This window comes from Chitinophaga pinensis DSM 2588 (genome assembly GCF_000024005.1).
Lineage (GTDB): Bacteria > Bacteroidota > Bacteroidia > Chitinophagales > Chitinophagaceae > Chitinophaga > Chitinophaga pinensis.
This window is the reverse complement of record NC_013132.1, coordinates 2,430,814-2,455,078: the sequence shown is the minus strand read 5'-3', so window position 1 is coordinate 2,455,078 and position 24,265 is coordinate 2,430,814. Positions and strand designations below refer to the sequence as shown.

Here is a 24,265-nt window from a genome sequence, read left to right as displayed (position 1 = left end):
CAAAAGTAAAATAACATTTAGTATTTTACTGAGAATATATATACCTATTTTTATGCAGACCGATATTACCGGCAGGTTGCTCATCTGCTGTCCTGACCGGCCCGGCATCGTTGCCGGTGTGTCACAGTTCCTTTTTAACTGTGGAGCAAACATCCTCGATGCGAGCCAGCACAGTACCGATCCGAAAGAAGGCCTGTTCTTTATGCGCATGGTTTTCCACCTGGAAAATACCCTGGTTACCATGGAAGAACTGGAAAGACAATTCCAGGAAAAAGTGGCCACTCCCCTGAAAATGGAATGGCGTATAGATTACACTTCTCACCGCAAGAAAATGGCAATCATGGTATCCCGCTACGACCATTGCCTGATGGAATTACTCTGGCGCTGGCGCAGTGGGGAATTGCCGGTAGATATCCCACTGGTGATCTCAAACCATGAAGACCTGAGGAAACTGACGGAAGATTTCGGTATTCCTTTCTATTATCTGCCCGTAAATGCCGGAAATAAGGGCGAAAAGGAAAAAGAAGCCATTCAGCTGATACAGGACGCAAAAGCCGATTTTACCGTACTTGCGCGCTATATGCAGATACTTTCACCTTCATTCGTCAGCACATTCCCCGGAAAGATCATCAATATTCATCACTCCTTCCTGCCCGCATTCGCAGGGGCCAATCCGTATAAAAATGCCTATACACGCGGCGTAAAACTGATCGGCGCAACAGCGCATTATGTGACAGACGACCTGGACGAAGGGCCGATTATTGACCAGGACGTAGCCCGTGTAAGTCACCGTCACGCCGTTAATGACCTCGTCATGCTGGGACGCGATATTGAAAGACAGGTGCTGACAAGAGCGGTCGTGGCCCACGTAGAAGACAGGGTGATCGTACATGGTAATAAAACAATCGTATTCTAAGCTGAAAAATTAGGAATTAGGAATTAAGAATTAGGAATTGGTTCCTCTAATTGATTAAATTTATATTAATAAGGGTGCCGTTATTCAGACCTGAATAACGGCACCCTTATTAATATAAAAGACATTCTTAATTCTTAATTCTTAATTCTTAATTCTTAATTCTTAATTCTTAATTCTTAATTCTTAATTCTTAATTCTTAATTCTTAATTCTTAATTCCTAATTCCTAATTCCTAATTTCCTTCCTACTTCCTCACATAACGACCAAACGATCTGCCGGCCATCGCATATGATTCTGTAATACGTGCGCCGGTGTCAAAGTCCATTCCGAAAGCAATCCTGCCAGGCGCTCTATCCACAGATACCTTTGCCACTACTTTACTTTTATCAGCTGTTTCAACCACCCAGATCTCCCCGTTGATATAAGAGTTCTTACGCATTACACCTACGTTAAAACCCGGTTCAATAAAAGTTGTTTTAAAGATCAGCGTATACTTTGCAGCAGGAAAATTACCGGCTTTGATACCATTAGAACCCTCTGTAAACATTTCATTAAATCTGGGGGCAAAACGGGACTCTCTGTCCGCTTTCCAGGCAGTTGCCAAGTTATCTCCCTTACCTGCTTCTTTCTTGTTGTATTCGTCTGTTTTCTTCTGGATATAATCATCCTCATTATCGAAGTCTCCCACTTTCACATGTTCATATGTGAATTCGGTGTTAACCTCTGTTTGTTCTTTTAATACGGCGATATCGCCTTCCTGTACTTTAATTTTCTGGGCATCTGCCAAAAGTGAAGAACATAACATGACCACCGCTATCGCGGCTGTTTTGGGGATTAGTTTCATGGCAATTTTGTTTTAGTATGCCAAATATAAAAAAGCCATGTAAAAAAAGAAGATCCCCCGGAAAGAATTGCGGGAACTACGCAGTACTTTACGAGGGATAACGATAAGATATTGCAGGCAACAACTATATGTTACTACTAATGGTAATGCAGATTGCTGATCATTTCAAATAACAAGGCAGCACCCAGTTTCGCAGTCCGGTTATCCACATCCAGGGAAGGGTTCAGTTCTGCGATATCGATACCCGCCAGTTTACCACTTTGCAGAATATTACGGTAACATTCCAGGAACAAACCATCAGGTCTTATACCGTTATAGGCAGTCGCACTCACCCCAGGGGCAAAAGCAGCCGAAAATACGTCCAGATCGATGGTCAGGTATACATGATCCACATCTCTCAGGAACTGCCCGATAGCGGCATGTAAAAGCGCTTTATCCTGTAAGTGAAAAGCGTCTGCATCCACATACTGCGCATCCAGGTCACCCGCGATACGGAACAGCTGTTGTGTATTACTGTTTGCCTGGATACCCAGTGCGAGATAATAAAATGGTGCGCCTTCCAGTTTACAGTCCTGCGCCAGCTGCCAGAACCCTGTACCGGAAGTACTCCCCTCCTCGCCTTTCATCCGCAGATCAAAATGTGCATCAAAATTCAGCAGCCCCAGTTTCTCTCCACGTTTACGTACTCGCAGGTGCTGATAAATACCATGTGCATGTCCATAAGTGATCTCATGACCACCACCCAGTAATACCGGTAAATAACCCGCCTTACGTATAGTCAGTACTGTATCCGATAATGTCTGTTGTGCTTCCTCCAGTAAGTCATCCTTACATATCACATCACCCACATCTGCCAGTATCAGCTCACCGTCAAAATGAACAGGAAAATTACTACTGGCCGTTCTTAATGCAGCCGGACCTTCAGCCGCACCTACACGGCCTTTATTGCGGCGCACGCCTTCATCACTCGCAAATCCAAGAAACGCCACACCCTGCTGATGCGGCTTTAATGAGGGCAATGATCCGGTCAGCAGGTTCACAGGAGTGACCCGCTGGTGCCAGCGCAGTAATTCTTCGTCTGTCCCATCGATCCTTCCTGTCCACGCTACAGGCTGTCTGTAAAAATCTGGCTTCATCATAGAAGACAAAGTTACTATTACAATTAGGAATTAGGAATTAGGAATTAACAATTAAGAATTATACGCAATTGTGTTTTCACAAAAATTCATGACCACCAATTAACCTATCCTACAAAACCTTTTGAATTAATCAGGAATTAAGAATTGCGTCTCACAGAAACCTGCCAATCAACTTATCATAAAAGACCCTTGTTTATTAAGTAGAAGACAATTCTAATTAATTCCTAATTCGTAATTCCTAATTCCTAATTAATTCCTATATTGCGCAAACGATTGCATAAAGACCTGTAGCGACTGAACAGCCTATAACCTGTAGCGAAGACCTATGTAGTAACCATATCAATATCCTGTTATGTAACCATTACAATATCAACATAGTTTTTATTTTTTATCACCCTCAAAACAACTATCCAAATGAAAAAGAATGGATCTAACCTTTCTTTCCGGCTGGCTGCATTATTACTATGCCTGCTGGGGTTTAGTTCACAAACACACGCACAGACGCCCGTTCAGAAAAACGGTCAGTTGCAGGTGATCGGTACTAAATTATGCAATCAGTATGGCAATCCGATCCAGCTCAGAGGCATGAGCACACATGGTATCCAATGGTATGGCTGGGGAAGCTGTCTGACAGCTGCTTCACTCGATGCGCTGGCATACGACTGGGGCGCCGACATCCTGCGTATCTCACTCTATGTACAGGAAGGCGGTTATGAAACCGATCCTACCGGCTTTACCAATCAGGTGAACCGCCTCATAGAAGAAGCTACCGCACGTGGTATGTATGCACTCGTTGACTGGCATCAGCTCACACCAGGCGATCCTAACGCCAACCTGGCCAGAGCAAAGACTTTCTTCTCTGCCATCGCCAACACACACAAGAACAAAAACAACATCATCTACGACATCTGTAATGAGCCCAACTCAGGCGCAACCTGGGCGAAGATCAAAACTTACGCGGATCAGATGATTCCGTTTATACGCGCTATCGACAATGACGCCGTCATACTCGTAGGTACACACGGATGGTCTACTATGGGCCTCTCCGGTGATGGTTCGCTGCAGGATATTTTCAACAATCCGCTGACACATGGTAACGTGATGTATACATTCCATTTCTATGCAAAAGATCATCGTACCGCATATCTCAATCAGCTGAATACTGCTTCTGACAGACTGCCTGTCTTCGTAACAGAATTCGGTACGCAGGAAGCCAGCGGAGACGGCGCTAATGACTTTGCCATGGCGCAACAGTACATCGATCTGATGGCACGTAAGAAGATCAGCTGGACCAACTGGAACTACTCTGACGACTTCCGTTCCGGCGCTGTATGGATAACAGGTACCTGCTCCAATGGCCCGTGGACAACCGCCAGACTAAAACCTGCCGGCGCATGGATACGTGAGCGTATACTGAATCCTGCGGATGATTTTCCAGGAGGAAATGTATGTGTGCCGGTATCTGCCAGCGCAAACGATGGTAACGTACCAGCCAACGTACAGGATAATGATTATAACACCCGCTGGTCAGCAGAAGGCGACGGTCAGTGGATACAATTCTGCCTGGACAACACCACTACTGTAAGCGGTGTCAATATTGCATTCTATAGTGGTACTGTAAGACGCACCTTCTTCGATATCCTGACCAGCACAGATGGCAGCAACTGGGTATCCGCAGCAAGCGGTCTGCAAAGCAGCGGTACCTCCAATGCATTGGAAGCATTCACCTTCACACCACGTAGTGCAAAACATGTACGGATCGTGGGTCACGGTAACAGTGCAAGTGCCTGGAATAGTCTGACAGAAGTACGTATCATTACCACTTCTTCCACACAACAATCAACACTCGCACCTTTACAGGATGCGTATGTAAGAAACGGCGACTACGCAGCTATTACACATGGTACTACTGATGCAACAGTATTGGCATCTAAAATAAACGCAACGGCTACTACAGGCTACGACAGACAAAGCTTCCTTCGCTTTGATGTAAGTGGTGTTAACAACATCTCTTCTGCCGTGTTAAAAGTATATGGTAAAATTGAAGATAACCGCGTTGCGAATCTGCCAATAGGCGTGTATGCAGTTGCTAACACAAGCTGGACAGAATCCGCACTCACCTGGAATAATAAACCTGCTACAGGTAGCACTGCATTACAGACAGCCGTAGTGACTGACTCAGTTGGCAGATACTATTCATGGGATATCACCAACTATGTACAGACGGAAAAAGCAGCCGGACGTAATGGTATTTCCCTGGCATTACTGAGCAATACCGGCGCTGATCCACGTGTCATCTGGAGATCTAAGGAAGCAGGACTGACAGCTCCTCAGCTGGTGATCGCTTCCACTCCAACAGCCGCTAAACTGGCAGCCAGTGCACCAGAAAAAGCACCTGTAAAACTGATTACTACACTGACCAGTTATCCAAATCCATTCGATGACAACAGCACCGTTAGTTTCTTCCTGGATAAACCAGCAGACGTATTACTGGCGGTATATGACATCAATGGTAAACAAGTGGCAATACTGAAACGCGGCCGTCTGGATGCGGGTCAATACAATACCAGCCTCGCAGCCAGCCATCTGCCAAAAGGTATTTATACACTGAAACTGACCTATGGAGAGAAGGCAATAACAAGGAAGGTAGTGAAACAATAACGATACTTAATTAGGAATTAGGAATTAAGAATTAAGAATTAAGAATTAAGAATTAGGAATTAGGAATTGAGTGATTAGCACCTTCTTATTATCTTAACTTGGTCCTTCATTACAATCGAAATCGCCTGATCTAAAATTAGATCAGGCGATTTCATTTATAGTCAGCCGTAAAGATCAGCTTAATTCTTAATTCTTAATTCCTAATTCCTAATTGACTACCTCTCCTTCCTTCCAGACTTTGATCGGTTTCATCTTCCCCTGATAGTATAAAATGTCCCGGTAATCTGCCGTTGGATATGCCTGCATATCTGCAATAAAACCACTTGCCAGCTGTCCGACATTTGTCAGTTGTAATGCTTTCGCTGCGCGGCTGGTCAATGCTGCGAATACTTCTGCTGCGGATAATTTTTCTGCTGCACTTAACACAGCGGCTTGCATTAACAAATCCCCCATCGGTGCAGAACCAGGATTCCAGTCACTCGCAATAGCCAGGGAAGCTCCTGCATTCAATAATCGTCTTGCAGGGGCATAATGCATACCTAATCCTAGAGAAGCACCGGGTAATACAACCGCCACAATATCAGCTGCGGCCAGTAAAGCAATAGCCGCATCATCGCTTGCTTCCAGGTGATCCGCTGATAAAGCACCTGCAGCTACAGCGACAGCAGCACCGCCACTTGAAAACTGATCAGCATGTACAGTAGCAGCAAAACCCATTTCAGCCGCCTGTTGCAGGAAGTGTTTTGAAGCAGTCGTTGAGAATGCAGTTTCTTCGATGAAGATATCCACACGTTGCGCCAGTTGTTCCGCCTGAATAAGGGGTAACAGCGCTGTCAATACCCATTCAAGATATGCTTCTTCTGTACCTTCGAAATCTTTCGGACGCATATGCGCAGCCAGACAGGTAGGGATAAGCGTTGCCTTGGTATGACCAGCGGCAGATTGAATAGCACGGAGCATATTGAGTTCGCCGTTCATATTCAGGCCATACCCGCTTTTCACTTCAATGGTTGTTACGCCTTCGTGCAGGTGCCTGTTGGCACGTGCGGCAGTATGCATCACCAATGTCTCATGATCCGCCATTCTTGTCTTTGTAACAGAATCCCATATGCCACCACCTGCGCGCGCAATGTCAAGGTATGATTTCCCTCCTATGCGCATCGCATAATCACGGTTGCGGGTACCATCAAAACAGATATGTGTATGACAGTCGATAAAACCGGGCATCAATACAGCGGGTATTGTAATATGTGTAACATCGCAGTCAGGATACTGGTGTTGTAATTCCCTGAAATCGCCTGTTGCGATGATTTTACCACTGTCAGTAACAACACCGCCATGCGGAATGATGCTGAGTTGTTCATCCTGCAATGCACCTTTTACAGGCAATGCAGTCAGTGGTAATATCTGTGAAAAAGGGCCTATCAGTTCCATAGATCAGATATTGAATTTTCTGGCAGTTGCTTTTGCTTCTTCATACCCTGCATCCGCATGTCGGAAGATGCCCAATGCCGGATCATTGAATAATACTCTTTTCAGACAGGCTTCCGCACGTTCAGATCCATCTGCCAGTACGACCATGCCTGCATGTTGTGAATAACCCATACCAACGCCGCCACCATGATGGAAAGATACCCAGGTAGCACCACCGCCGGTATTCGCCATCAGGTTTAATAAAGTCCAGTCAGACACCGCATCCGAACCATCTTTCATCGCTTCTGTTTCCCTGTTGGGAGATGCGACAGAACCACAATCCAGGTGATCGCGACCGATCACAATAGGCGCTTTCACTTTACCTGTTCTCACCAGTTCATTGAAAATAAGACCGGCTTTTTCTCTTTCGCCTAATCCCAGCCAGCAGATACGCGCAGGTAATCCCTGGAAGGCTACCTGTGCCTGTGCTTTCTTCAGCCAGTTGATCAGGGCCGTATTCTCCGGAAAGGCTTCCATCAATGCCTTGTCGGTGGTATAAATATCTTCAGGATCGCCGGATAAAGCCACCCATCTGAAAGGTCCTTTCCCTTCACAGAAAAGGGGACGGATATAGGCAGGCGTAAATCCCGGGAAGTTGAAGGCGTTAGGTTCTCCACCTTCACGTGCAAACTCACGCAGGTTATTACCATAGTCAAAGGTAACAGCGCCCTTTCCCTGTAAAGCCAGCATAAAAGATACGTGACGGGCCATACTCTTTAAAGAGCGGGCTTTGTAGTCTGCCGGGTCTTTTTTACGTAATGCCGTCGCTTCTTCCAGGGAAAGCCCATTCGGCACATATCCGTTAATAGGATCGTGCGCGGAGGTCTGGTCAGTCAGTATATCAGGAATAATATTGTCTTTCAGTAAGCGTTCCAGCATATCTCCCGCATCACTTACCAGCCCGATGGACAGTGCTTCCCCTTTGGCTTTAGCGTCCATTGCCCAGGCAATCGCCTCCTCATAAGAGTGGGTAATACGGTCGATATAACGGGTAGCCAGGCGCTTGCGGATACGTGATTCATCCACATCTGCACCCAGGAATACAGCACCGGCCATGGTAGCAGCCAATGGCTGTGCGCCACCCATACCACCAATACCTGCCGTCACGAGCAGTTTACCTTTCAGGTCGCCATTGAAATGCTGACGGCCACAAGCCACAAAAGTCTCGTAGGTACCCTGTAAGATACCCTGTGTACCGATATAGATCCAGCTACCTGCTGTCATCTGTCCGTACATCATGAGTCCTTTTGCACGCAGTTCGTTGAAATGTTCCCAGGTAGCCCATTTAGGCACCAGGTTACTATTCGCCAGCATAACGCGGGGCGCCTGCGGATGGGTACGAACAACGCCAACGGGTTTACCCGACTGTACCAGCAAAGAATGATCTTCGTCCAGTTCCAGCAGGATCTCAATGATCTTCTGTAAGGATTCTTTGTTACGTGCAGCCTGACCGATACCACCATACACCACCAGTTCATCAGGATTCTCAGCCACTTCGGCATCCAGGTTATTCAGGAGCATACGTAAGGGTGCTTCTGTCTGCCAGGAGCGCGCGTGCAGCTGATTGCCATGGGGCGCTTTATAATGCGGGTGTGCCGCATATGTCTTAATAAAGTCCGAACTGTTCATGATAAATACCGTTTAGAGAAAGGTGATTGTCAAGTGCGGCATTGTTAGCCACGTTCACTAAAGATTGATTGGTGATCAGTCCATGCAGCTGTTTGATATCATAGGCAAAAATCCTGTCTTTGGCTGCGAATGGAACGGTTTCACGTACAAAGGAATGTACAGCTTCCAGGATAGGTCCGGATTGTAAAGGCCGTCTGAAATCCACCGCCTGTGCAGCATACAGCAGTTCGACTGCCAGTATATATTCCAGGTTGTCAATAACCTGGTGCAGTTTACGACCACTGATGGAACCCATGGATACATGGTCTTCCTGACCAAGGGAAGTCGGTACACTATCGGCACTGGCCGGGAAACAAAGGGTCTTATTCTCTGTTACCAGGGCGGCTGTCGTGTATTGTGGTATCATAAAACCGGAATTGAGTCCGGCATCTTCGATTAATAGTTTGGGTAAGCCATAACGGCCTTCGATCATCATATAACAACGGCGATCGGATATATTACCCAGTTCTGCGGCGGCGACAGTCGCATAGTCCAGCGGCATTGCCAGCGGCTGACCATGGAAGTTACCCCCGCTGATCGTATCCTCCGCGCTAAAGATGATAGGGTTATCTGTCACAGCGTTCAATTCAATTACGGTCAGTTCACGCAGGTGATGCCATGCGGTACGGGAAGCGCCATGTACCTGTGGCATACAGCGCAGGGAATAAGGATCCTGTACACGACCGCAATCCACGTGAGCAGCCATGATACCGGAGTTTTCCAGCATAATTTTCAGCCTGTGTGCCACCAGCTGATTACCGGGGAAAGGTCTGATCGCATGTAAACGCGGATCAAAGGGACGAGCGGTACCCATGAGTCCTTCAAGCGATAATGCACCAATGATATCAGCAGCTTCCAGTGCATTATGCATACGCTGTAAAGCGGTGACTGCAAAGGAGAGAATGAACTGGGTACCGTTTATAAGCGCCAGTCCCTCTTTGGGACCTAAGATAACCGGCTCCAGGTTTTCTGCCTGTAAAACAGCTGCTGAGGGCTGTCGCTGTCCTTTGTAATACACCTCGCCAAGACCGATCAGCGGCAGGAAGAGATGTGATAAAGGCGCCAGGTCGCCGGAGGCGCCGACAGAACCTTTTTCAGGTACCACGGGCGTTACGTGATGTTCTATATGCCAGATGATACGTTCAAGCGTAGCCAGGGCTACCCCTGAATATCCCTGTGCCAGGGCCTGTACTTTGGTGACCAGCATCACGCGGGCTACCAGTTCGGGGATCGGGTTACCTACCCCTACACTATGACTTTGAAGAATGTTGTATTGCAGGGCACGGGTATCTTCTTCGGATATCTTGGTATCGCAGAGCGGCCCGAAGCCTGTATTGATACCATATACGGTGCTGTGAGCGGCGACAATAGTCTGCACGTGGGCAGCGCTGGCCCTGATGCGTGCAGTCACTTCCGGTACCAGTATACCGGCGAGCTTTCCTGACGCAATATCCAGCGCCTTCGCCACGGTGAGCTGATCAATACCGTACTTGAATTGGTGTATCATTGTTGATTGGATTGAGTCGTGATCAGTTTTTCATAGACGCCTGTATCCTTGCGGACAGGGACGTTCCCTGTACGGCGCTTTCCACCTGTCTGATGGCTTCCAGCAGCTGTTTACTTTGTTTGTTCTCTTCCGTCAGTTCCTCCATAGCCGTAGTAATGGCTTCCCATATGGGCTGTACCTGCTGTAGCAGCTCCTCTCCCTGCGGTGTGAGCATGACCAGCTGCCGGCGTCCGTCATCGGGACAAGGAGCGGTATGCACTAATCCCTTCTTTTTCAGGTTGGTGATCAGCTGACTGATGGCCGAGTGAGAGACTTCCAGCTGTTCGGCAATGTCGATCAGCGGGATGTTCTGCTGACGGGAAAGGATATAGAAAACCGGGAACCAGCTGGCGTCAAAGGCAATACCAGCTTGTTCATAGACCTTATTTACCTCCATGAGGAAGTATTCACTCAGCCGTCTGAGGCGGCTGCCAAAAACCAGGTATCCCAGTGAAGCGTAGAAGCTCATAGTAAAATTATATAAGCACTTATATATTTTGATACAATAATAAGGAATTTCTCAATTCCTTATTTATTTCTTCAGGAAAGGCGGTTGGGCCTTACTTCCCGGCTATTTCTTTCTTACGTCGAACCATACCGGCGATGAATCGGTCACATCACCATTGTAGTTGATACAGAGTTCCTCTCCTTTTTTAATCTCCCGGCGGGTGATGATACTCATGGTTTCTTCTTCGAAGTCCATTTCGTACACACAGTTAGGATCGTAAGAGTGGTTATAGATGGAACAGAGACCAAGCGCAATGCAGGAACGGGTTTCACGAACACCCCATAAGAAAATGTAATTGTGCAGTTTCGTTTTATCGACAATCTCGGTATCGTCATAGGACAAAACAAGTACAGGCGAGGTTTCTATACGGGTGCCAGCTGCTATTCTTTCTTTTGTAAACACTCCGCGGCCCTTGCCTTTTGTCTTGTCGACGTATAAATATGGCTTGATCATAATGTAATGTAAGGAAGCGTAAAATAAAGGTAAAGCAGGAAGTTATCAAAATCATGTGTAAAATTTTTAGGTTTGCGAAAATGTATACGCTTAAATATGATTGATTACAACCCGAAAGCATGGTTTACTTTTATCTTCCGCTTCCATAAGGGAGATACTGTCCGGAAGCTGTTTCCCATGTTTATAGCCCTGTCTGCCTATTCTGCGCTGGTAGCCTTTCTTGAACTGGAATTACTGAAGCTGTCCCCCAATAGTGACCTGAAACAGATCACTTTAATCCATTCACTATTAGGTTTTGTCATCTCTCTCCTGCTTGTATTCCGCACCAATACGGCCTATGACCGTTGGTGGGAAGGCCGTAAGCTGTGGGGAGCACTGGTGAACAACAGCCGTAACCTGGCGCTTAAACTGAACGCCATGTTACCAGCTTCGAATACCGCTTCCCGTGAGTTCTTCAGGATCATGATCCCCAATTATGCCTTTGGTCTGAAGAACCATCTGCGTAACCTGTATCAGCCCGAAGAATTTCAACAGGCAGATAGTATGCAGCTGCAGCAGGATAAACATGTACCAAATCAGATAGCAGCTAAAATCATAGCGCATGTCCATGAACTTTACCGCCAGGGACAGATCAGCGGAGAACAGCTGCTTAGTCTTAACCCCGAGCTGCTGTCCTTTACGGATATCTGCGGCGCCTGCGAGCGGATCAGGAATACCCCTATTCCTTTTTCCTACAGTGTCTTCATTAAAAAGTTTATCTTTTTCTTTGTCATGACCCTGCCCCTGGGCTACGTATTTACCCTGCACTATCTGATCATACCTGTGGTGGTATTCATTTTCTATGTACTGGCCAGCCTTGAGCTGATCGCTGAAGAGATAGAAGACCCCTTTGGATTTGACGCGAATGACCTGCCTACGGACACGATTTCTACCAATATCCGCAAACATGTAGGAGAGATATTGTAATCTGGACCTCAACTTTCTTTAATTTCGCCTCACTGACAGCATTTGGAATATGGAAAATGAAGTATTACTGGAAAAATTTGAGACGCTGGTCGCTGAGCAGAACTTCCCGGAACTGAAAGTGTACCTGGATGACCAGCTTATCACAGACATCGCCGAGCTCATTCACGAGCTGCCGGAGCATGCTGACGTGATCATGAATCAGTTGTCCATAGGCCGTGCTGCTGCAGCTTTCAGGATCCTGGAATTTCATATACAGGAAGAGGTGATCCGGGAGCTGCCCGCTGCAAAAGTCGCAGAGCTGCTGAATGAACTACCGGCGGATGACCGTACCGCCTTCCTGGGTGAATTACATAGCGACGTGGTGAAAGAGCTGATCAAGCTACTGGACCCCGAAGAACGTAAGATCACCCTTAGTCTGCTGGGGTATCCTGAAACCAGTGTAGGACGTATCATGACGCCCGAGTACATCGCGGTACGTGAGGAATGGACGGTGAAACAGGTACTGCGCTATATCAGGGAGTACGGTAAAGACAGTGAGACCATCGATGTGATATATGTGGTAGACGAAAAGGGGAAACTGATAGATGACTTCCGTATCAGAGAGTTTCTGCTGGTAGCGCCCGACACCGTTGTACATACCCTGATGGATGACCGCTTTGTCGCCTTACATGTCAGCGATGACCAGGAAGAAGCCATCCAGGTATTCCGTATGGAAAACAGGGTCGCGCTGCCGGTAGTAGATGACGCAGGTATCCTGCTGGGTATCATCACCATTGATGACATCCTCTGGATCGCCAATGAAGAACATACAGAAGATATCCAGCGTATCGGTGGTACCGAGGCACTGGATGAACCCTACCTGGATATTCCCCTGCTGAAACTGATGAAAAAGAGGATCGGCTGGCTGGTTGTACTCTTTATCGGAGAAATGCTGACGGCTACCGCCATGAGCTTCTTTGAAGACGAAATAGCCAAGGCAGTAGTACTGGCCCTCTTTGTGCCTCTTATTATCTCCAGTGGGGGTAATAGCGGTTCTCAGGCATCTACCCTGATCATTCAGGCAATGGCGCTGGGTGAGATCAGTATTGCCGACTGGTGGAAAGTGATGCGCAGGGAGATCATCTCCGGCCTGTTACTGGGTAGTGTGTTAGGGTTGATCGGATTTATCCGTATCCTGCTGTGGAATGCCTTCTTTCATACCTATGGCGATCATACCCTATTGATCGGGTTAACGGTAGGCATATCGTTGATAGGGGTCGTCCTCTGGGGAACGCTTTCTGGCTCTATGCTGCCATTGCTCCTGAAAAGGCTGGGGGCAGATCCTGCTACGTCGTCAGCCCCCTTTGTGGCTACACTGGTAGACGTAACCGGTTTGCTGATCTATTTCTCAGTAGCTTATACCCTGCTGAAGGGAGTAATGCTGTGATAAAAAACGGCTGTAGAACGCATCAAGTCCACCTCATGTCCATAACAGCTTCATATACAAAGGCTTGAAACGGTTAGTCATCGCTATAGTAAACGCATAACAACCACTATAACAATACTTTATTAAAGTGTCACATAGTGACCCGACCGGAATAGCAAGAAAGCATTTATCGCTCCTTCCTGTTCCGGTTTTTTATTTCAATAGTTTAGTCTTTTGCAACGTACACTATCCTTATACTTTCTGACGATAAACAGGCTGCTGTAGTCTTTTCCCGCAACAGAATCAATCTTGGGCTTTGCCTTCAGCGAATGCATAATCGGTACCAGCGCGCGGTTATTCCCCACCACCAGCAGCTTCTTTCCCCAATCCTTCTGACGGGTGATCTCATACAACAATCCCTCTCCGGAAGAATCAGCTACATAAGAAACTGTATCAAGACTGAGATATTGGTACATAGAATCTGCCATGTCCAGACTGCCGGGATATCGGGTAAAGTAGATCTTCTGAATACCTGAGTCCTGTAATAAGCGGTAAAGCGCACCCGCCTGCTGATGACCGGTTGCCTCAAGTACAGAATCCACTCCGGCCTGTTCAGCATGACGCACCAGGTAGAAAGTGCCGGTAAGAAAGGTGCTGTCTTCCGCAACCGGGATCGCTTGTTTTTCAGGTGGCGCCTGTTCACATGCCAGGCAGCTTAGTAATAGTATTATTACATATCTCATAGGACCTCATGTTCGGTTAAGGGGGACAAATTACGAATTTTCCAGGCAGGCATACAATTTGATGATAGTGAGTGGCCCCAAAAGTATAAGTAATAGTACCTAAAGAATATTTTAACGACTAAGAGCATGAGCCTCATTTTGTTATTCTGGGCCATAATTCGCAATCTTTTATACGTTTTTCACATTTTTTATACAACTTGCACGCTTTATCCATGTAAACTGAAAAACATTTTATGTGCGGAATAGTCGCTTACATAGGCCAACGAGAAGCCTACCCAATCGTATTAAAAGGGCTGAAAAGATTAGAATATCGCGGATATGACAGTGCTGGTGTAGCACTATTAAATGGAGAACTGAAAGTTTATAAGAAGAAAGGAAAAGTAGCAGAACTGGAAGACTTTCTCAGCGGTAAAGACACACACAGTCATATAGCCATTGGACACACCAGATGGGCCACACATGGCGAGCCCAGTGATCGTAACTCCCACCCCCATACTTCCGGCAATGGCAAACTGGCTATGATACACAATGGTATCATAGAAAACTATGCCCAGCTCAAACAGGAGCTGCTGAAAAAAGGCCATATTTTCAAAAGCGATACAGATACTGAAGTCCTTATCCACTTCATAGAAGAGATACAGGCAAGCAATCAATGCGGTCTGGAGGAAGCGCTGCGTATTGCCCTGAAAAGAGTAGTAGGCGCTTATGTGATCGTACTCGTTGACCAGGATAATCCGGATACCCTCATTGCTGCCCGTAAGGGTAGTCCGCTGGTAATCGGTGTAGGTAAAGGAGAACATTTCCTTGCTTCCGACGCCTCTCCTATCGTGGAGTATACCAAGGAAGTAGTGTATGTGAACGACTACGAAATTGCTATTATCAAAGCAGATGAACTGATCCTGAAAAATATCTCCAATGAACGTCAGACCCCTTATATCCAGAAACTGGATATCGAACTGGCTGCCATTGAGAAAAGCGGATATGATCACTTCATGCTGAAAGAAATATTCGAACAGCCACAAACCATCTTCGACAGCTTACGTGGCCGTCTGGATGCGAAGCGTGGCACACTGACACTGGGTGGTATCCGTGAACACGCAGCCTTACTCAGTCAGGCGAAACGTATCATCATCGTAGCCTGTGGTACCTCCTGGCACGCAGGGCTCGTAGCTGAATACATGATCGAGGAATTATGCCGCATCCCGGTGGAAGTAGAATATGCTTCTGAATTCCGCTATCGCAATCCGGTAGTAGGCGAAGGAGATGTAATTATTGCCGTATCACAATCAGGTGAAACAGCAGATACCCTTGTCGCCATTGAAAGCGCAAAACAGAAAGGCGCAATCATACTCGGCGTTTGTAACGTGGTAGGTTCCTCTATCGCACGTATCTCTGATGCCGGCGCTTATACACATGCCGGTCCTGAAATCGGGGTTGCCAGCACCAAGGCATTCACCGCGCAACTGGCAGTACTGTGTATGATAGGACTGAAAGTAGCACAGGAAAAAGGCAGTATCAGCCAGCAACGCTTGCAGCACCTGATCGATGAACTGGATGGTATCCCTGATAAGGTAGCAACCGTACTCAAACTGAATGAGCAGATCAGACAGGTGGCAGATAAATACAAAGACGCACGCGACTTCCTCTACCTCGGACGTGGTTATAATTTCCCGGTAGCGCTGGAAGGAGCATTAAAACTGAAAGAGATCTCTTACATACATGCAGAAGGTTATCCTGCTGCTGAAATGAAACACGGGCCGATTGCACTGGTTGATGAAAACCTGCCTGTTGTTTTTGTGGCTACACGAGACAGCTATTACGAGAAAGTAGTATCTAACATCCAGGAAATAAAGGCGCGTAAAGGGAAAGTGATCGCAGTCGTAACAGAAGGCGATCAGACGATCCGCGGTCTGGCAGACGATATCATCGAGGTGCCTGCTGCCGATGAACTGGTAGCGCCTATTGTATCCGTTATTCCAATGCAGCTGCTTGCATATCATATCGGTGTACTGAAAGGATTTGATGTGGATAAACCACGAAACCTGGCGAAATCAGTAACCGTAGAATAGTAAAACCTCAACTCTTTTTTGATGAATGTAATACAGAAGAAGCCACTCACCGAGTTAGGCTACAATTTTGTAGCGGCTCCTTATTTGCCTGAAGGCAAAGACGAGTATTACCTGCGGAACAGTCAACTGGGCAAACAGCAAACCAACTACCGTAAACTCACGGCGCTTGAGATTGAAATACTCGTGCGTAATGATAATACCTCAGATGACTGGAATAACATTTTTGTTGCCAACGAATTCAATCCGCAACTGGTAAAACACTGCCACTTCTTTGGAGTCGTACGTATCGGGAAACTGGAACCTTACTATCTTGAATTCCATAACCTGAGACTACCCGTTGGACTGTACAACAGCACGATCTCCTCCTGCGATTTCGGCGATAATGCAGTCATCCATAATGTCAACTACCTCTCTCATTATATTATCGGCAACGAAGTGATCATCTGCAATGTCAATGAAATGACAACCACTGATCACGCCAAATTCGGTAACGGTATCGTGAAAGAAGGCGAGTCAGAATCACTACGTATCTGGCTGGAACTATGTAATGAAAATGGTGGCAGAAGCGTCATGCCTTTCGATGGTATGTTACCGGGAGATGCATGGCTCTGGACACGCAATCGCGACGATGCCGCCCTGCAACAACAGTTCAAGGTATTCACAGAAAATCAGTTTGACAAAAAACGCGGTTACTACGGTATGGTAGGCGACCGCAGCGTGATCAAGAACTGTAAGATCATCAAAGATGTGACCATTGGTACAGACGCTTATCTGAAAGGCGCCAATAAGATCAAAAATGTCACGATCAACAGTTCCGCAGAAGCCACCAGCCAGATCGGAGAAGGCTGCGAACTGGTAAACGGTATCGTAGGTTATGGCTGTCGCGTATTTTATGGTGTAAAAGCCGTACGTTTTGTAATGGCCTCCCATTCACAGCTGAAATATGGTGCACGTCTGATCAACTCCTACCTGGGTAACAATGCAACGATCTCCTGTTGTGAAGTACTGAACTCATTGATATTCCCGGCACATGAGCAACACCATAACAACTCCTTCCTGTGCGCAGCACTGATCATGGGACAAAGTAATATGGCCGCCGGCGCTACCATAGGATCTAACCATAACTCACGCGGCGCGGACGGAGAAGTCATTGCAGGTCGGGGCTTCTGGCCGGGGCTCTGTGTGAGTCTCAAACACAACTCGCGCTTCGCCAGCTTTATGCTGATAGCCAAAGGCACCTACATGTATGAAATGGATGTGCCTTTCCCATTCAGTCTCGTACTGAATGACGAACAGCACAATACCCTCCGGATCATGACGGGCTACTGGTTCATGCACAACATGTATGCACTGGCCCGTAATTCCTGGAAATATATTGACCGCGATAAACGTACAGATAAAACACAGCTGATAGAATACGATTACCTGGCGCCAGACAGCGTAGAAGAAATGATTCATTCAATGGCGCTCATGGAGATCGCAACCGGTCAGGCATGGTACCTGAAATTTGAACATGATAACGCTTCCCTGTCTGTTCACGACTTCCAGGAAAAAGGAAAAGATCTGCTGCTGCACGACCCGGAAGAAGCGGGTAAATTACAGATTTATGCCGCTAATGTGGAAAACAGTTCGCGTAAAGTACAACTGCTGAAAGTACACCGTTCATATCCACTCTTCAAAGAACTGATCAACCTCTATGCTATCAGGAATATATTCAGCTATATCGCACAGGATGAAACACATAATTTCACAACGCTGCGCGGTATTGTTGAAACAGCAGAAAGAGGTCCATGGCATAATGTAGGCGGACAACTGATGAAAGAAGAAACGCTGGCGGATCTGAAAAATCAGATACGTACAGGCACTATCAAAGGTTGGGCTGAACTGCATGAAAACTACAGGATAATCGGCGCTCACTATGCAACAGATAAACTGCAACATGCGATTGCTTCCCTGTTACATATAGAAGAGAAAAAAGCCAGGGATTTCACCCCTGCTTTCCTGAAAGAATGCCTGCTGCAATCCCTGCATATGCAGACCTATTTAACGGAAAATATTTATCGCTCCCGCGCAAAAGATTATCAGAATCCGTTCCGTCAGATGACTTACGAAAATGAAGCTGAAATGGAAGCTGTAGTCGGTAAACTGGATGATAACAGTTTCATTCAGCAGACACTGGCAGATCTGGCGACTTACAAACAACAGGTAAGTACGCTGATAGAGCAATGGAAACTGTAAGACTTAATCGGTGATCAGGATTTCGCTGAAGTCCTGGTTCTTAAGAAATTTTTTGTCGGTCAACGTATTCAGAAACATATACAGCTGACGCTGTTCTTTCGGATTCAGGGGGATACCATTCTTCACAAGAGGATCAATGGTATTCCCCTTTTCCTGCCCGTGATCGTACATATCAAATACCTGGAAAATATCAAAGAAACGCCCGTCGTGCATGTAGGGCGAACTAACCAGTACATTGCGCAGCGAAGGCACCTTAAACTTCAGGTAATCTGCTGTGTTATTGGAGATACGCATACGGCCCACATCATTCATAGAAGGCAGATACGGCAGTCCGTTGTTCCGCAGACTGTAATCAGTGAACAAAGGCGGCTTATGGCAACTGGCACATTTCTGCATGAACGTACGATATCCGCCCTGCTCCTCTGCCGTAAAAGTCACCCCTGGCTCCCGGCGCATAACACTATCATATTTAGACTCAAAAGAAAGCATGGTCGCCATAAATTGTGACAAGGCCTTGAACATCCGTTCACTGGTTACGGTTTCTGAACCATAGGCTGCCTTAAAAAGCCGCTTATAGGTCTGATTTCCCTGCAAACGATCAATTAACGCCTTGAGATCCATCCCCATCTCGTTCTCGTCTGTAATAGGCGTTAAAGGCTGAATATCGAGATGATTGACGCCGCCATCCCACATAAAGTCCTTCTGCCAGATCAGGTTGAACAAGGTCGGTACAGACCGGTTGCCCGTTCTGCCTAACACTCCATGACTAAGGGCATGGTCATAGTGGCCAAAACCAGCAAACTGCTGATGGCAGAAACCACAGGAAATAGAACTGTCTACGGAGAGCTTGGGATCATAAAACAGGTGTCTGCCCAGGGCGATCCCTTCTTTTGTAAGCGGGTTGTTTTTGAAATTGTATACCGGCGGAGGCAGACTGTCCGGTATTTTCAGCTGGTAGTATTCCACTACCGGAGAATGAGCCGTCAACGCATCACGATCTCCTCCCATGAGCCAGTACCACAGGCAGAAAGCACAAAGCAGATATATCACTTTCCGGGTCATGTGCCGTTACTGATTTACTATTTGCTTAACGGAAAACATATGCTGATAATTATCCGCGATCCTGTCCGCCGCTGTACCCGGGGCCATAAATCCGGCTAACTGTCTGAAACTGACTTTATAATCACCTTTAAACCAGGTCGCAGCATCTGCTTCCAATGACAATTGCGGCGTCTTTCCCTGGCGTACAACCAAAGGTTCCGGCAGTGTCAGGGTCACCATCCGCTGTGTAACATGCGGGGCACAGTAGCCACCTATATGGAACTGGATCATATGGTTAGGTAAACGGGAGGAAGGAGAATTACCTTCCAGTTTGGCCATGATATAGCCGCTATTCCAGGTCCAGAACATCCCGTACATCGGATCAAGCGCCCCTGATTGCGGACCGCTGAAATTCAATATACTATCCACGCCTATCATAAAAGTCAGCTGGGTATAACGCCCCTCCGGACATTGCTGCAACAGTAAATGCCTGGAAGGGATGCTATCTTCACTGACAAGAAAATAAGCCTTCTCCGCAGCCACTGTCTTTCCGGTTGCATCAGAGAGAGAGAAATTACTCAGGTAATAGCTGAACAGCGTAATATGGAAGGTATCGCCTGCGACATTATTGTAGGAGCCCGTTTTCAGTTGCATCGGCAGCCCTCCTACCACGTGGTTGATATCCAGCTGCACCTGCTGTGCGGCTGTGCCCGTATAGGTAAACAGGAATATCAGAGATAACAGGCGCTTCATAATACCGAAAGTAAGTGATTTTTTTTACTAACTTGTCGTAGGACCTATTTAATAAACAGCTCATGACACAGGACATACTCCAGCAATACCCTGACCACTATCAGTACATTGTTGACGCAACGAACGCATCCGGATTTACGATGGCCTCTGACCCACTGACATGCTCCCTGCTCCGCAGCCTGGCGGCGGCTAAACCTTATGGCAGCTTTCTCGAATTAGGTACAGGTACCGGACTCTCTACCTCATGGATTCTGGATGGTATGGATAAAGAAAGTACACTGATATCAGTTGATAATGCACAGGAATACCTGGATATCGCCATCCGTTTCCTGAACGATGACAGCAGAATAAAACTCGTCAATGCTGACGGAGGCGAATGGTTAAAAGAAAACAGACGCCGCAAATTTGATTTCATTTTTGCTGATACCTGGCACGGAAAATACCTGATGCTGGATGAAACACTGGCCATGCTGAACAAAGGCGGACTTTATATCATTGACGATATGCTGCCGCAATCCAACTGGCCGGAAGGACACCAGGAAAAAGCCACCCAGCTGATAAAAGACCTGGAAGCAAGGGAAGACCTGGTACTGACAAAACAGGTATGGGCGTCGGGAATTATCATTGGTGTTAAGAAATAAACTACTACACTTCAGATCTGAACCCGCCAATTTCCTGATAGATGAAAATGGCATCATCGTAGCCAAAAATCTACGCGGTGAAGAGTTATTACAAAAACTCGACGAACTGCTCAACAAGTAATAAAAGCAAAGAGGTTGTTTCAATGCACTCCAGATGTACGCTTGAAACAACCTCTTGAATGAATATCACGAAATAGCTAGTGTGCTTTATCGAGTTTGTACCCTTTTGTACCAAACCATACCACCACTGCAAAACAGATCAATGGCAGAATATAGGCCATCTGGATATTGGAATTATCAGAGATCAATCCCATCAGTGGCGGGAAAATAGCGCCACCTACGATAGACATAATGATCAGTGAAGAACCGAATTTCGTATCACCTCCCAGGCCCTTGATACCCAATGAGAATATAGTTGGGAACATGATAGACATGAAGAACGGTACCGCCAGCACAGTCCAGACAGCGATCTGTCCTTTGGTCATCATAGCGATCAGGATCAGCGCCACATTCACCACACCATAGAGTGAAAGTAATGTTTGCGGCTTGATCGTACGCATCAGGAAAGTACCAAAGAAACGACCAATCATAAAGCCAAGTCCTGCTACAGAACCCAGCAACACGGCAGCTTCTTTTTCACCAATACCCGCAGTATACTTCGCAAAACGGATAAAGAAAGCATTTACACCGACTTGTCCGCCGATATAAAAGAACATTGTCACGACCGCAGCAATCAGGTGTCTGTGTCTGAAGATGCTACCTTTTGTACCTGCTGTTTCATCAAACTTTTCATCTTCCGGCTCAACTACTTCCGGCATTTTTGTCACAACAAAAAGTGCCGCGATCATTAATACCACTATGCCGATCACGAGGTAGGGAATCTTTACGGTACTCGCTTCTCCTACAAGATATTGCTGTAAGACGTCCGGAGACATGGCAGCCAGTTGTTCTTTAGAAAGTTCCGTACCGGAAAGAATAAATTTTGCGCCTAATATCGGTGCTATCATCGCACCCACACCATTAAAGGATTGGGCGAGGTTCAGACGGGTAGTAGCTGTCTCAGGACTACCCAATACTGACACATAAGGATTTGCAGCCGTTTCAAGGAAAGTAAGACCGGTAGCGATAATAAACAAAGCGCCCAGGAAGAAGCTGTAATCACGGGTGCTGGCGGCCGGAAGAAAAAGAAATGCACCCAATGCGTACAGGCAGAGGCCCAGAATAATACCCGCCTTATATCCGAACCTTTTCATAACCGCACCTGCCGGCAATGCCATCAGGAAGTAGGCCGCGAAGACAGCAGAATCAATAAATGCAGATTGCATGTCTGTCAGCTGACAAGCCTTCTTCAGGTGTGGAATAAGGATAGGGCTCATATTGTGGATCAGCGCCCATAGAAAAAATAAACTCGTCACCAGTATAAACGGGAACAGGTAACTCTTCTTTGTATCGATGTTTGCCTTAACTGTGGAAGTGGGCATTGCGGCTCCGGCCATAAGTATAATTTATATGATGAAAATTGCTGTTGGCAACTAGCTGATGGATCTGTCCAGATGTGTATAACCACCATCCACGTACACGATCTGGCCGGTGGTATGAGAAGACACACCTGATAACAGGAATACGGTCATATTCGCTATTTCTTCGGATGTAGTCATACGTTTTTCGTAAGGAATTTTGGCAACAATAGCAGCCAGTTTCTCGTCCGGATTAGGTAAAGAATTGATCCAGGTTTCATACAGCGGCGTCCATACTTCCGCAGGGATCACTGTATTAACACGAATACCATAAGGCAGCAGTTCCACCGCCCACTCACGTGTCAGCGCATTGATACCACCTTTGGATGCTGCATAACCGGAAGTATTACCCTGACCGGTATCCGCCACTTTAGATCCGATATTGACAATATTACCTTTTGTTTGTTTCAGGTATGGCAATGCGTAATGCGCCAGGTTGTAGTAATGGGAGATGTTCTTCTGCAATGAAGCCATAAATTTCTCCGGGCTACCACTTTCCAGTCCTACCCCATCATTCACACCGGCATTGTTTACCAGTCCGTCAATACGTCCGAAACGCTGTACAGTGAAATCAATCACACGTTTGCAGGCATCTGCTTCTCCCAGTTCAGCGGTAACTTCTACTGCCTGTCCGCCGGCAGCGATGATCGCTTCAACAGTTTTATTGTTATCCTCCGTGCTTCTGCCGGCAATAACAGTAATACCACCTTCAGCGGCAATCAGTTTGGATATCGCCTCTCCTATTCCTTTTGCACCACCCGTTACTATAAATACTTTGTCTTTTAATCCAAGATCCATGTCAATGGTTTAAATAATTTTAAATAAGCGAAGGCGCTACAGTCCGTAGAACCTCACCGCATTTCCGCCCATAATGCCCGCTCTTTCCGCATCGGAAAGACGGCTGATATAATCGGTAATAATTGCTTTCACTTCTGTATAGCTGGCAGCCAGCTTACATACCGGCCAGTCGGAACCAAACATCAGTCGTTCAGCGCCAAAAGCATCGAGCGCAACATCCAGGAAAGGAGCAAAATGAGAAAGTTCCCATTTCTGCCAGTCCGCTTCTGTTACCAGTCCACTGAGTTTACAGTAAACATTAGGTTGCTGCGCGATTGCCCGCATATGTGTTTCCCAGGCACTGATATCACCTGTTTTGAAGTAAGGCTTTGCCATATGATCTATGACCAGCCGCTGATCAGGGAACTGTTGTACAAACGTTGCAACTGCAGGCAATTGCACAGGATACACCAGTATGTCGTATGTGAAATCATGTGCAGCCAGCGCCCTTATTCCCTTACAGAAATCCTCCCTGAGAATAAAGGAAGGATCAGGTTCTCCCTGCACAATATGACGGAATCCTTTCAGTTTTTCATACTGGCGGTAATGGGCCAGTCTGTCGGAAAGATTTTCCGCCCGAAGGTCCACCCATCCTACTACTCCTCTGATAAAAGCGTGTTGATCTGCAAGTGCCAGCAGAAAGCCGGTTTCAGTTTCTGACTGGTCTGCCTGTACAGCAACACAGCCATCCACACCATTCTCCTGTAATACAGGTAAAAGGTGCTGCGGCAGGAAATCTTCCTGAATCACTTTCATATCGTCTGTGATCCAGGCATCCTTTACAGGGTGATATTGCCAGAAATGCTGGTGTGCGTCTATAATCATTATTTCATAACGTTTATCTTCC

At 46.7% G+C, this 24,265-nt stretch carries 20 protein-coding genes; 7 read left to right on the top strand and 13 right to left on the bottom strand.

The genetic code is table 11. The annotated features are described in order from the left end of the window. Positions 1-52 precede the first annotated feature (52 nt). Positions 53-916 (top strand): formyltetrahydrofolate deformylase, encoded by an 864-nt coding sequence (gene purU, locus CPIN_RS10100; protein WP_012789683.1) that lies wholly within the window; start codon positions 53-55, stop codon positions 914-916. A 244-nt stretch (positions 917-1,160) separates the two neighbouring features. Here the strand turns inward: purU and CPIN_RS10095 are convergent, their stop codons facing one another. Next, entirely contained in the window at positions 1,161-1,760 is a 600-nt protein-coding gene (locus CPIN_RS10095) for a hypothetical protein (RefSeq protein ID WP_012789682.1), read from the bottom strand. Between the two features lie 137 nt (positions 1,761-1,897). Next, complete coding sequence (gene hutG / locus CPIN_RS10090; protein WP_012789681.1) at positions 1,898-2,899, bottom strand: formimidoylglutamase; 1,002 nt, start codon at positions 2,897-2,899, stop codon at positions 1,898-1,900. Between the two features lie 414 nt (positions 2,900-3,313). On the opposite strand from hutG, the gene CPIN_RS36475 reads away from it, so the two are divergent. Next, on the top strand, positions 3,314-5,560 hold the full coding sequence (locus CPIN_RS36475; protein ID WP_012789680.1) for a cellulase family glycosylhydrolase: 2,247 nt from the start codon (positions 3,314-3,316) through the stop codon (positions 5,558-5,560). Positions 5,561-5,767: 207 nt separating this feature from the next. Here CPIN_RS36475 and hutI read toward each other — a convergent pair whose 3' ends face one another. The 5 genes from hutI to CPIN_RS10060 form a co-directional block, all read right to left on the bottom strand. Then, complete coding sequence (hutI, locus tag CPIN_RS10080; RefSeq protein WP_012789679.1) at positions 5,768-6,994, bottom strand: imidazolonepropionase; 1,227 nt, start codon at positions 6,992-6,994, stop codon at positions 5,768-5,770. A gap of 3 nt (positions 6,995-6,997) precedes the next feature. Then, entirely contained in the window at positions 6,998-8,662 is a 1,665-nt protein-coding gene (gene hutU, locus CPIN_RS10075) for a urocanate hydratase (protein ID WP_012789678.1), read from the bottom strand. After that, positions 8,640-10,208: a histidine ammonia-lyase gene (gene hutH / locus CPIN_RS10070; RefSeq protein WP_012789677.1), complete on the bottom strand. Its 1,569-nt coding sequence runs from the start codon at positions 10,206-10,208 to the stop codon at positions 8,640-8,642. Before hutH ends, hutU begins: the two co-directional genes overlap by 23 nt. 22 nt (positions 10,209-10,230) lie before the next feature. Continuing rightward, positions 10,231-10,716, bottom strand: coding sequence for a MarR family winged helix-turn-helix transcriptional regulator (locus CPIN_RS10065; protein WP_012789676.1), 486 nt, complete (start codon positions 10,714-10,716; stop codon positions 10,231-10,233). Between the two features lie 102 nt (positions 10,717-10,818). Beyond that, positions 10,819-11,208, bottom strand: coding sequence for an SET domain-containing protein (locus tag CPIN_RS10060; RefSeq protein ID WP_012789675.1), 390 nt, complete (start codon positions 11,206-11,208; stop codon positions 10,819-10,821). Between the two features lie 96 nt (positions 11,209-11,304). Here CPIN_RS10060 and CPIN_RS10055 point away from each other — a divergent pair, with 96 nt between their 5' ends. Beyond that, positions 11,305-12,174 (top strand): bestrophin family protein, encoded by an 870-nt coding sequence (locus tag CPIN_RS10055; RefSeq protein ID WP_012789674.1) that lies wholly within the window; start codon positions 11,305-11,307, stop codon positions 12,172-12,174. A gap of 49 nt (positions 12,175-12,223) precedes the next feature. After that, positions 12,224-13,600: a magnesium transporter gene (gene mgtE, locus CPIN_RS10050; protein WP_012789673.1), complete on the top strand. Its 1,377-nt coding sequence runs from the start codon at positions 12,224-12,226 to the stop codon at positions 13,598-13,600. 197 nt (positions 13,601-13,797) lie between these two features. On the opposite strand, the gene CPIN_RS10045 is transcribed toward mgtE, so the two are convergent. Next, a complete protein-coding gene (locus tag CPIN_RS10045; RefSeq protein ID WP_012789672.1) occupies positions 13,798-14,322 on the bottom strand; it encodes a histidine phosphatase family protein in 525 nt (174 codons plus the stop codon). Positions 14,323-14,555: 233 nt separating this feature from the next. Here CPIN_RS10045 and glmS point away from each other — a divergent pair, with 233 nt between their 5' ends. Continuing rightward, positions 14,556-16,391, top strand: a complete 1,836-nt coding sequence (glmS, locus tag CPIN_RS10040; protein ID WP_012789671.1) for a glutamine--fructose-6-phosphate transaminase (isomerizing) — start codon at positions 14,556-14,558, stop codon at positions 16,389-16,391. Between the two features lie 21 nt (positions 16,392-16,412). Then, on the top strand, positions 16,413-18,629 hold the full coding sequence (locus tag CPIN_RS10035) for a DUF4954 family protein (protein ID WP_012789670.1): 2,217 nt from the start codon (positions 16,413-16,415) through the stop codon (positions 18,627-18,629). 3 nt (positions 18,630-18,632) lie between these two features. Here the strand turns inward: CPIN_RS10035 and CPIN_RS10030 are convergent, their stop codons facing one another. Beyond that, positions 18,633-19,691: a cytochrome-c peroxidase gene (locus CPIN_RS10030; protein ID WP_012789669.1), complete on the bottom strand. Its 1,059-nt coding sequence runs from the start codon at positions 19,689-19,691 to the stop codon at positions 18,633-18,635. Positions 19,692-19,697: 6 nt separating this feature from the next. Then, a complete protein-coding gene (locus CPIN_RS10025) occupies positions 19,698-20,423 on the bottom strand; it encodes an MbnP family protein (protein ID WP_012789668.1) in 726 nt (241 codons plus the stop codon). Between the two features lie 62 nt (positions 20,424-20,485). Here CPIN_RS10025 and CPIN_RS10020 point away from each other — a divergent pair, with 62 nt between their 5' ends. Then, a complete protein-coding gene (locus CPIN_RS10020; RefSeq protein WP_012789667.1) occupies positions 20,486-21,064 on the top strand; it encodes an O-methyltransferase in 579 nt (192 codons plus the stop codon). Between the two features lie 197 nt (positions 21,065-21,261). On the opposite strand, the gene fucP is transcribed toward CPIN_RS10020, so the two are convergent. The 3 genes from fucP to CPIN_RS10005 are packed head-to-tail and all read right to left on the bottom strand — an operon-like array spanning position 21,262 to position 24,243. Further along, entirely contained in the window at positions 21,262-22,560 is a 1,299-nt protein-coding gene (fucP, locus tag CPIN_RS10015) for an L-fucose:H+ symporter permease (protein WP_012789666.1), read from the bottom strand. 36 nt (positions 22,561-22,596) lie between these two features. Beyond that, entirely contained in the window at positions 22,597-23,379 is a 783-nt protein-coding gene (locus CPIN_RS10010) for an SDR family oxidoreductase (RefSeq protein ID WP_012789665.1), read from the bottom strand. Between the two features lie 36 nt (positions 23,380-23,415). Further along, entirely contained in the window at positions 23,416-24,243 is an 828-nt protein-coding gene (locus CPIN_RS10005) for an amidohydrolase family protein (RefSeq protein WP_012789664.1), read from the bottom strand. Between the last annotated feature and the right edge of the window lie 22 nt (positions 24,244-24,265).

What these genes read in the sequence shown, in the direction of transcription:
- purU (WP_012789683.1), top strand. Translation starts at nt 53, where the DNA reads ATGCAGACCGATATTACCGGCAGGTTGCTCATCTGCTGTCCTGACCGG.
- CPIN_RS10095 (WP_012789682.1), bottom strand. Translation starts at nt 1,760, where the DNA reads ATGAAACTAATCCCCAAAACAGCCGCGATAGCGGTGGTCATGTTATGT.
- hutG (WP_012789681.1), bottom strand. Translation starts at nt 2,899, where the DNA reads ATGATGAAGCCAGATTTTTACAGACAGCCTGTAGCGTGGACAGGAAGG.
- CPIN_RS36475 (WP_012789680.1), top strand. Translation starts at nt 3,314, where the DNA reads ATGAAAAAGAATGGATCTAACCTTTCTTTCCGGCTGGCTGCATTATTA.
- hutI (WP_012789679.1), bottom strand. Translation starts at nt 6,994, where the DNA reads ATGGAACTGATAGGCCCTTTTTCACAGATATTACCACTGACTGCATTG.
- hutU (WP_012789678.1), bottom strand. Translation starts at nt 8,662, where the DNA reads ATGAACAGTTCGGACTTTATTAAGACATATGCGGCACACCCGCATTAT.
- hutH (WP_012789677.1), bottom strand. Translation starts at nt 10,208, where the DNA reads ATGATACACCAATTCAAGTACGGTATTGATCAGCTCACCGTGGCGAAG.
- CPIN_RS10065 (WP_012789676.1), bottom strand. Translation starts at nt 10,716, where the DNA reads ATGAGCTTCTACGCTTCACTGGGATACCTGGTTTTTGGCAGCCGCCTC.
- CPIN_RS10060 (WP_012789675.1), bottom strand. Translation starts at nt 11,208, where the DNA reads ATGATCAAGCCATATTTATACGTCGACAAGACAAAAGGCAAGGGCCGC.
- CPIN_RS10055 (WP_012789674.1), top strand. Translation starts at nt 11,305, where the DNA reads ATGATTGATTACAACCCGAAAGCATGGTTTACTTTTATCTTCCGCTTC.
- mgtE (WP_012789673.1), top strand. Translation starts at nt 12,224, where the DNA reads ATGGAAAATGAAGTATTACTGGAAAAATTTGAGACGCTGGTCGCTGAG.
- CPIN_RS10045 (WP_012789672.1), bottom strand. Translation starts at nt 14,322, where the DNA reads ATGAGATATGTAATAATACTATTACTAAGCTGCCTGGCATGTGAACAG.
- glmS (WP_012789671.1), top strand. Translation starts at nt 14,556, where the DNA reads ATGTGCGGAATAGTCGCTTACATAGGCCAACGAGAAGCCTACCCAATC.
- CPIN_RS10035 (WP_012789670.1), top strand. Translation starts at nt 16,413, where the DNA reads ATGAATGTAATACAGAAGAAGCCACTCACCGAGTTAGGCTACAATTTT.
- CPIN_RS10030 (WP_012789669.1), bottom strand. Translation starts at nt 19,691, where the DNA reads ATGACCCGGAAAGTGATATATCTGCTTTGTGCTTTCTGCCTGTGGTAC.
- CPIN_RS10025 (WP_012789668.1), bottom strand. Translation starts at nt 20,423, where the DNA reads ATGAAGCGCCTGTTATCTCTGATATTCCTGTTTACCTATACGGGCACA.
- CPIN_RS10020 (WP_012789667.1), top strand. Translation starts at nt 20,486, where the DNA reads ATGACACAGGACATACTCCAGCAATACCCTGACCACTATCAGTACATT.
- fucP (WP_012789666.1), bottom strand. Translation starts at nt 22,560, where the DNA reads ATGGCCGGAGCCGCAATGCCCACTTCCACAGTTAAGGCAAACATCGAT.
- CPIN_RS10010 (WP_012789665.1), bottom strand. Translation starts at nt 23,379, where the DNA reads ATGGATCTTGGATTAAAAGACAAAGTATTTATAGTAACGGGTGGTGCA.
- CPIN_RS10005 (WP_012789664.1), bottom strand. Translation starts at nt 24,243, where the DNA reads ATGATTATAGACGCACACCAGCATTTCTGGCAATATCACCCTGTAAAG.